The sequence below is a fragment of the Nocardia sp. NPDC004711 genome, from assembly GCF_053601595.1.
Genome location: NZ_JBSGCB010000076.1, coordinates 24,267 through 33,276 on the forward strand (window position 1 = coordinate 24,267; position 9,010 = coordinate 33,276).

The following is a 9,010-nucleotide window of genomic DNA, read 5'->3' on the forward strand; positions in this document are numbered from 1 at the left end:
GGATCACCACGATGCACACGCACACGGCTGCCGGTGCGGCAGCGCCGATCATCGAGTGGCTCGTCGAGCGGGTCGCCGGCTATCTGGACCAGCCCGCCCACAGCGTCGACACCATGCTGCCGCTGGCCGAGCTCGGCCTGGACTCCGTGTCCGCGGTGAGCCTGTGCGGCGAGGTCGAGGACGAGTGGGATCTCGAGCTCGACGCCACCGTCGTGTTCGACTATCCGACGATCGCCGAACTGGCCGGGTTCATCGCGAACGAGGCTGTCCTGCACCGTGAGTCGGCGGCATGAGCGGTCAAGTCTTGGAGGCGCCGCTCTGCCTCCCCGCGCTTGCGCAGCGTAACCACGCAGAGCCGACGCGCATGCCCGATCGACACAGCATGACCGATATCGCGATCGTCGGCCTCGACTGCCGATTCCCGCAGGCACCGAATGCCGAAGCATTGTGGGCGTTGCTGATGGCCGGCGCCGATGCCGTCACCGAGGTGCCCGAGCAGCGCTGGCGGGCAGGCGAATTCCACGATCCGGCGGGCGGACCGGGATCGGTCAACAACGTCAGTGGCGGATTCCTTTGCGATGCCGACGCATTCGACCACGAGTTCTTCGGTATCGCACCGCGTGAGGCGCAGGCGATGGATCCGCAGCAGCGGCTGCTGCTGCAGGCTGCCTGGCGGGCGTTCGAGGACGCCACCCTCGACCCCCGCCGCCAGTCCGGGTCGAATACCGGCGTCTTCGTCGGCGTCATGGCCAACGAGTGGGCGACCGTGCACCTGCGCGACTACGCGCGCATCACGCCCCAAATGGGTTCGGGTAACGGCTATTTCATGACCGCGAATCGGATCTCCTATCAGCTGGACCTGAAGGGCCCGAGTCTGGCCGTCGATACCGCCTGCTCGTCCTCGCTGGTCGCTGTGCACCAGGCGTGTGTCGCACTGTCGGCAGGGGAATGCGATCAGGCTCTCGCCGCCGGGGTGAACATCACCGTCACGCCCACGCTCAATGTCTTCTACACCCAGGCCGGCCTGTCGGCCCCGGACGGGCGGTGCAAGCCGTTCAGCGGCAAGGCCGACGGCATCGGCCGCGGCGAGGGCGTCGCGGTGGTGGTGCTGCGGCGGCTCGCCGATGCCCTGGCCGAGGGTCTGCCGATCCACGCGGTGATCAAGGGCAGTGCGGTGAACAACGACGGGCGCAGCAACGGCATCACCGCGCCCAACCGCTGGGCACAGCAGCAGGTGATCGCCGAGGCGTACCGGCGCGCCGGCGTGTCCGCGGAGCAGGTCGCCTTCGTCGAGGCGCACGGCACGGGAACGGTTCTCGGCGACATGATCGAGGCCAAGGCGCTGGGCGCGGTGCACGCGGTCGAGCGGCCGCAGCCGTGCGCGATCGGGTCGATCAAGGGCAACCTCGGCCACACCGAGGGCGCCGCCGGCATCGCGGGCCTGATCAAGGTGGCGCTCAGCCTGCGCCACCGCGTCGTCCCGCCCACCAGGTTCGCCGCCGACGAGAATCCGCGGCTGCGGCTGGCCGCCCACGGGCTGCGACTGCTGCACGAGCCGATGCCGTTGCCGGACGGCCCGATTCACGGCGCCGTCAGCAGCTTCGGTATGGGCGGGACCAATGCGCACATGCTGCTGGCCGACGCTCCCGCGACCAGCGTTCCGGCGGCGACCGGCGGCGGCGGCGTGCTCACCGTCTCCTCGAACGACCGGGATGGTCTGCGGCGCAACGCCGCCCGGCTCGCCGAGCACATCGACCACGATCCCGCCGCCCTGAATCGGCTGTGCTGGTCGAGCAATCTCGTGAAGTCCTCCGGCCGGCATCGGCTGGCGTTCGCGGTCGGCGACCGGACGGAGGCGGTGTCGGCGCTGCGGGCGTTCGCCTCGGGCACGGGGCCCGATTCCGGTGTCGCGCAGCCGTTGTCGATCGGCTGGCTGTTCACCGGCCAGGGCTCGCAGTATCCCGGGATGTCGCGCGCGCTGTACGAGCGCAGTCATGCCTACCGGCGGGCGCTCGCGGAGGTGGACGCGCAGCTGGCACCGCACCTGCACCGTTCGGTGACCGAACTGCTGCTCGGCGGAAGCGAACTCGTGCACCGGACCGAGTTCGCGCAGCCGGCGATCTTCGCGATCGAGTACGCGCTGGCCCGGGTGCTCACCGACCTCGGCGTCGAGCCGGCCTGGCTGCTCGGCCACAGCGTCGGCGAATAGGCGGCCGCCGCGGTCGCCGGAGTGTTCGGCCTGGACGACGCGTGCCGGCTGGTCTGCGCCCGCGGCCGGCTCATGCAGCAGCTGCCCGACGGTGGAACGATGCTCGCAGTCCGCGGCACGAGCTCCGAGCTCGCCGAGTTGATCGCCGCCGAGCCCCATGTGGCGGTGGCCGCGGTGAACGGTCCACGGGAGCTGGTGCTGTCCGGCGCCGCCGACGGCGTCGGACGGATCGGTGCGGTGCTCACCGACCTCGGGATCACCGCGCGCCCGCTCACCGTCTCGCACGGATTCCACTCGCCGCTGATGCAGCCGATGCTCGACGCCTTCGCCGAGGTGGCCGGCGAATGCCACTACCGCCGGCCCGAAATCCCGATCTATTCGAGCGTGCGCGGACGCCTGCTCGACGCCGGCGAGCCGATGGACGCCGCCTACTGGGTGGAACACGTCGAGGCCACGGTGCGGTTCGCCGATGCCGCGGCGGCCGCGCTGCGGGCCGAGCCCACCCACCTCGTGGAAGTGGGTCCCCGGCGCACGCTGGCCCCGATGGTCGGCCGTGCCCACGCCGAGCTCGACCTGCCGATCCAGGTGCCCTGTCCCGGGCCGGATGCGACCGGTCACGAGCTCGACTCGACGGTCGCGGCGCTGTATCGCGACGGCCTGAACCCGGACTGGGACGTCCTCTACGAGCCCGCCGCCCGGGTGCGGCACCGCATCGGCGGCTACGAGTTCGCCACCACCCACCGCTTCTGGACGCAGGTGGATGCCCCCGCGCCCAGCACCGGAACACCCACGCCGACAACACGACACACGACGGACACCACCATGGATCAACTGATCGAGCTCTTCCGGGAGCAGGCCGCCGTCCTCGCGGCCGCGGCCCGGAACACTTCGGCCACACCGGAAACACGAGTGCAGCCCACCCCGGTGGAGCAGGTTACGGCCATCTCGGCTGCCGTCCGCGCCGAAGTCGCTCGGGTCAGCGGATTTCCGGCAGACAAGGTGAGCATCACCCAAACCCTCAGCGGCGACCTGGGATTCGACTCGATCATGATCGCCGACCTGTCCGGCGGCCTCGCCAGGAAGTTCCCCGGACTGGTCGTCGAGCCGAATTGGTACACCCCCGCAACGACTCTCGGCGATGTGGCCGCACTCGTCGCGCGTCACCGCGGGGAGCACGTCGTACCCGAACCCGTCGCCGAACCACGACCGGCCGTCGAACCCCAGCATCGCATCGCGGATTTCCCCGAGGTCACGGCGATCTCGGAGCGCATCGCGCTGGCCGAGTCCCTGGGCATGTCCAACCCCTACTTCCTCGTCAACGACGGAATCACCCGGGACACGTCGGTGATCGAAGGCCGCGAGGTGCTGAACTTCTCCAGCTACAACTACCTCGGCCTGTCGGGACATCCCGCTGTCGTGTCGGCGGTCCAGGATGCGGTCGCGCGGTACGGCAGCTCGTGCTCGGCCAGCCGGCTGCTCTCCGGCGAGAAACCGATTCATGCCGAACTCGAGCGGGAACTCGCCGCCCTGCTGGGCACCGAGGATGCGCTCGCGATGGTCAGCGGGCACGCCACCAATGTGACGGTGATCGGGCACATTGGTGGGGAGGGCGACCTGATCGTGCACGACAGCCTGGCGCACGACAGTATTCTGCAGGGCTGCAAGCTCTCCGGCGCCTCCCGGCGGCCGTTCCCGCACAACGACCACGAGGCGCTCGACCGCCTGCTCACCGAGATTCGGCATCAATACCGGCGAGTGCTCATCGTCATCGAGGGCGTGTACAGCCAGGACGGTGACATCCCGGATCTGCCCGCGCTCGTCGCGGTGAAGAAGAAGCACCGCGCGCTGCTCATGATCGACGAGGCGCACAGCATCGGGGTGCTCGGCGCGACCGGCGCCGGCATCGGCGAGCATTTCGGCGTCGACCGTGCCGATGTGGAGCTGTGGTCGGGCACCATGTCCAAGGCGCTCGCCGGGTGCGGTGGGTACGTGGCGGGCAGCGCCGAGCTCATCCGGTTCCTCAAATACACCACGCCCGGATTCATCTACAGCGTCGGCATCACCCCGCCCAATGCGGCGGCATCGCTGGCGGCGCTCCGGCAGCTGCGGTCCCAGCCCGCGCTGCTCGAGCAGCTGCGGACCCGGTCGGAGCTGTTCCTGAAACTGGCCAGGAGGGCCGGCATCGACACCGGCGACAGCTTCGCCACGCCCGTGATCCCGTGCATCGTCGGTGATTCGATGAAGACGCTGGCACTGTCGAATGCGTTGCTGCGGCGCGGAATCAACGTCAATCCGATCCTGTATCCGGCCGTGCCCGAGAACCTGGCCCGGCTGCGGTTCTTCGTCACGGTGTGCCACACCGAAGAGCAGATCCGGCACACCGTACGCGTGCTGGCCGAGGGATTGGCCGCCTTGCCATGACCCGGTATCTGATTCGGCCCGCCGACGAGCAGGGCCTGAGGTTGTTCTGCTTCCACCACGCCGGCGGCGGGAGCCTGCCATGTTGAGACGCCTTGCCACCGCCACCGTCGCACACCCCCGGCTGGTCCTCGCCCTCACCACCGTCGTCCTCGTGCTCGCGGGCCTGATGGGGGCCGGGGTGTCCCAGCATTTGAAGGTCGGCGGATTCGACGATCCGCACTCGGAGTCCGCCCAGGTCCAGGACGTCCTCGACACCCGGTTCGGCGGCTCCCCCGATCTGATCCTGCAGGTGACCGCGCGCGACGGCGATGTCGGCAGCCCCGAAGTGGCAACGGCCGCACAGCGATTGACGCAGAAGATCGCCGCGGAACCGGACGTGGCGGTGGTGGGCTCGTACTGGTCCACCGGTACGCCGGAGCTGCGCAGCGCGGACGGCCGGTCCGGATTGGTGTTGCTGCACCCGAACAGCAGCCCGGAAGCGGCGGCGCAGATCACCAAGCGGGTCGTCGACGACCTGCCCGCCGACGACCCGGCGATCGAGGTGCGGGCCGGCGGCAAGCTCGGCCTGACCAACGACATCGAGGGCCGGGTGCACCGCGATCTCGTCGTCTCCGAATCGATCGCACTGCCCGCGACCCTGCTCCTGCTGATCGTGGTGTTCGGCGGCGTGATGGCCGCGCTGCTGCCGCTGACGGTGGGCGTCGTCTCGATCGTGTCCACCACCGGGGTGCTCTTCTGGCTGGCCCATGTCACCGAGGTGTCAGTGTATGCGCTCACCGTCGCCACCGCCTTCGGGCTCGGGCTCGCAATCGATTTCGGGCTGCTGACGGTATCGAGATTCCGCGAGGAGCGACAACGCGGTCACGAGCCGGAACAGGCTGTCGTGGAGGCTGTCACGACAGCCGGACGCACGATCCTGTTCAGCGCGGCCACCGTCACCGTCGCCATGGCCGGAATGCTGGTGTTTCCCACGTCTTTCCTGCGGTCGGTCGGTATCGCCGCGATCGTGGTGGTGCTGCTGGCCGCGCTGGCCGCGGTCGTCGTCCTGCCGGCCCTGATGAGCCTGCTCGGATCCCGCGTCGATGCCCTGGCATTGCGCCGCCGCCGGGATCGGCTGGCGCAGCCGTCACGATTCTGGCGGCGCACCGCGATGGCCGTCACGCGCCGGCCGCTGCGGGCCGCGCTGGGAGTCATGGCGCTGCTGCTGCTGATGGGAATCCCGTTCGCGCACGCGCAGTTCGCGACATCGGACGAGCGGGCGCTGCCGGCCGACTCGGCTGCCCGCCAGGTCACGACCTCGATCCGGGACGACTACCCGGCGGAGATGTCCAACGCCGTCACCGTGCTGTCCGATCGCGACCCGCAAGCGCTGGAACCGCTCGCCCGGCAGGTCTCGACCATGCCGGGCGTCCGCCACGTCGACGGCGCCTTCGGGCGGTACGAGGGTGGCGTGCTGGTGACCGCACCCGGGCCGGCTGCCGCCCGATTCGTCTCGGGGACAACCGGATTCGTGGAGGTTCAGCCGTCGACGACCGTCCAGAGTGCGGCTTCGCAGGCTTTGGTACGCGCGATTCGCGCGCTACCGGGGGACCATTCGGTGGGCGGGCCGACGGCGTCGCTGATCGACAGCCGCGCCGCGATCACCGGCCGGCTGGCACCGGCGCTGGCGATCATGGCGGGAGCGACACTGGTGCTGCTGTTCCTGTTCACCGGGAGCATCGTGGTGCCCATCAAGGCGCTGGTGCTGAACATCTTCGTGCTCTCGGCCGTGCTGGGCGCCCTGGTCTGGGTGTTCCAGGACGGTCACCTGGCCGGGCTGCTCGGTTTCACCCCGGCACCGCTCAATATCGCGATGGTGGTGCTGCTGTGCTGCATCGCATTCAGCCTCTCGGTGGACTACGAGATCTTTCTGCTGGGCCGTATCAAGGAGGCCCACGACGCCGGCGCGGACACCACCGCGGCCACCATCGAGGGCCTGGGCCGCGTCGGCCGCATCGTCAGCAGCGCGGCGGCCCTGCTCACCGTGACACTGCTGTCCTTCGCGACCGGCCTGTCGTTCATGCAGATGTTCGGCATCGGTACCGCACTGGCCGTCCTCGTCGACGCCACCTTGATCCGCGGCGTGCTGGTCCCGGCCTTCATGCGGATCGCCGGCGACCTGAACTGGTGGGCGCCAGGACCATTGCGCCGGCTGCACGCCCGCATCGGGTGCAAGGAATCGTCGACGGTCCCCAGCCCGCGGGTACGGACACCGATGGTCGCCGAAGTGATCTCCATCGACAGGCCGTCGAGCGCCGGTACGGCGACAGGTTCGATGGCAGGACAACTCGCGGGCTGATGCCCTCGATCACCCATGGTTGGTTCGTCGAACACCACCGGGCGGCGCGACAACTCATCGATCACGGCCGGACATCATGCCGCGCAACCGAATCCGACACGCGACGAACGAATCACAGCGACATGAGACACCGTCTGCTGAGCCCGCTGCTGCAAGGAAGTTCGATAGTCAGAGATCGTCCGGATCGTGGTGCGCCGCGCGTCCGGGCACCGCGAAGAATCCCGCGAAGACGGCGGCGAGAATTCCTACGCCCCACCACAGCGTGCTTCCGAACGAGCGGGAGAAGTTCTCGGCGTTGGCCTTTTTGCCTGCATCGCTGAGGATTTCGGCGACCCGATCGGGCTTTCCAGGCTGGGTGGACGGACCCTGGATCGCCTGGCAGCTCGGAGGGGTCTCGGCGGGGTTGGTGCCGGCCGATCTGTCCTGCACGCATGCCCGGAAACCGGAGAGGATCTGCGTCTGCGCTTGTGTGTTCAGGCCGGCCGCGGTGAATTCGGTGCGGACCTGGGGTGCGACCACGTCGACGCCGCGGCCGGAACCACTGTCGAGCTGGGCGAAGAAGACCACCCCGGCGAGTGCGACCCCGAGTGCGATGCCGAGCTGCTGAGCGGTGTTCAGCAGGCCGGACGCCGAACCGGCATCGTCCTTGGGGACCTCGGCCAGGACGAAATCGATGGTCGGCGAGACGACCAGGCCGAAGCCGAGACCCGAAATGGCCAGCGGCGCAATCATTTCCCACGAGGTGATCGCGGGACCATAGTGCCACGCGGCCCACACGTAGCCCGCGAAGCCCGTCGCATTGAGCAGTGCCCCCGCCATCAGCACTCGCCGTCCGTACCGGGGTACGAGCATCTCCACGGAGATGCCTGCCGCCGCCGCAGCGCCGACAGCGAACACGCCGAAGGTCAGACCGGCCCGCAGCGGAGACCAGCCGAGGCCGACCTGCATGTAGAGCGTCCAGACGAGGAAGAAGCCACCGAGCGCGATCCAGAAGATCAGCCAGAGCACACTGCCGATCGAGAACGACCGCCGCCGGAACAATCCGAGCACGATCAGCGGTGAACCGATCGTCCGGGTTCGCCGGTTCTCGTGGACGACAAGGACCGCGAGCATCGCGACCGCGCCCGCCATCATGACGAAAGTCCAGGCCGGCCAGCCGAATCGGCGTCCTTCCGTGAGCGGGTACACAAGCATCGCGATCGCGGCCGTGGCGAGGGTGGCGCCGACGAGGTCGAGCTTCGGAGCGGTCGCGGACCTCGATTCGCGCACCACGAACAGGGCCGCCACGACGGCCGCGATACCGACCGGGACGTTGACCAGAAAGATCGGCCGCCACTGGAGGTCGAACACATTCCAGTCGACGAGCACACCACCGACGGTCGGCCCGACCACTGCCCCCGATCCGACCACGGCACCGAAGATGCCCAGCACCCGGCCGCGCTCTTCGCGCGGGAATGTGACGTGGATGATCGCGAGGATCTGCGGCACCATCAGCCCCGCGCTTCCGCCCTGGAGAAACCGCGAGACGATGAGCATGCCGGGGCTGACGGCGATGCCGCACAGCGCCGACGCGATGGTGAACCCTGCAACGCCCGTCAGGAACACCCGGCGGCGGCCGTAGATATCGCCGAGCCTGCCACCGGTGATGAGGACTGCCGCAAAAGCCAGCACGTATCCCGCGACGATCCATTCGAGCTGCGCATACTGCGCCCCGAGGTCACGCTGGATGCTCGGCACCGCGACATTGACGATGGTGGAATCCAGCAGATCGATGAACCCCGCGACGAGGACCACGGCGAGCGCGATCCAACGTCGGCGTTCCGGCGGCGTGCTGGGTGCGGAGTGGCCGCGATCGGGTGAATCCGCATCGTCACGGTTGTGTTGTATGGCGGCACGCCTGCCGTCCGGTCGGGCTTGCGGCATCGCCACGTGGGTTATTTCCGTACCGTGGCGAGACTCATCAGGGACGGGTCGAAATGCCCCACCGGCCCCTTCCCCGCGGGCACGGCACGTCCCAGCGATGCCAGGTAGTCGACCAAGCC

General features: G+C 69.0%; 3 protein-coding genes and 1 pseudogene. 3 read left to right on the forward strand and 1 reads right to left on the reverse strand.

Translation table 11 applies throughout. The annotated features are described in order from the left end of the window. The first annotated feature begins 11 nt into the window (after positions 1 to 11). The 3 genes and pseudogenes from ACWEKS_RS43395 (at position 12) to ACWEKS_RS43405 (ending at position 6,968) form a co-directional block, all read left to right on the forward strand. Entirely contained in the window at positions 12 to 293 is a 282-nt protein-coding gene (locus tag ACWEKS_RS43395) for an acyl carrier protein (RefSeq protein WP_452345549.1), read from the forward strand. An 89-nt stretch (positions 294 to 382) separates the two neighbouring features. Further along, positions 383 to 4,630, forward strand: a pseudogene (locus ACWEKS_RS43400) (type I polyketide synthase). 79 nt (positions 4,631 to 4,709) lie between these two features. Continuing rightward, on the forward strand, positions 4,710 to 6,968 hold the full coding sequence (locus ACWEKS_RS43405) for an MMPL family transporter (protein WP_452345550.1): 2,259 nt from the start codon (positions 4,710 to 4,712) through the stop codon (positions 6,966 to 6,968). Positions 6,969 to 7,136: 168 nt separating this feature from the next. Here the strand turns inward: ACWEKS_RS43405 and ACWEKS_RS43410 are convergent, their stop codons facing one another. Next, on the reverse strand, positions 7,137 to 8,891 hold the full coding sequence (locus tag ACWEKS_RS43410) for an MFS transporter (protein WP_452345551.1): 1,755 nt from the start codon (positions 8,889 to 8,891) through the stop codon (positions 7,137 to 7,139). Positions 8,892 to 9,010 lie beyond the last annotated feature (119 nt).

Coding starts and splice junctions, on each gene's coding strand:
- ACWEKS_RS43395 (WP_452345549.1), top strand. CDS start 12: ATGCACACGCACACGGCTGCCGGTGCGGCAGCGCCGATCATCGAGTGG.
- ACWEKS_RS43405 (WP_452345550.1), top strand. CDS start 4,710: ATGTTGAGACGCCTTGCCACCGCCACCGTCGCACACCCCCGGCTGGTC.
- ACWEKS_RS43410 (WP_452345551.1), bottom strand. CDS start 8,891: ATGCCGCAAGCCCGACCGGACGGCAGGCGTGCCGCCATACAACACAAC.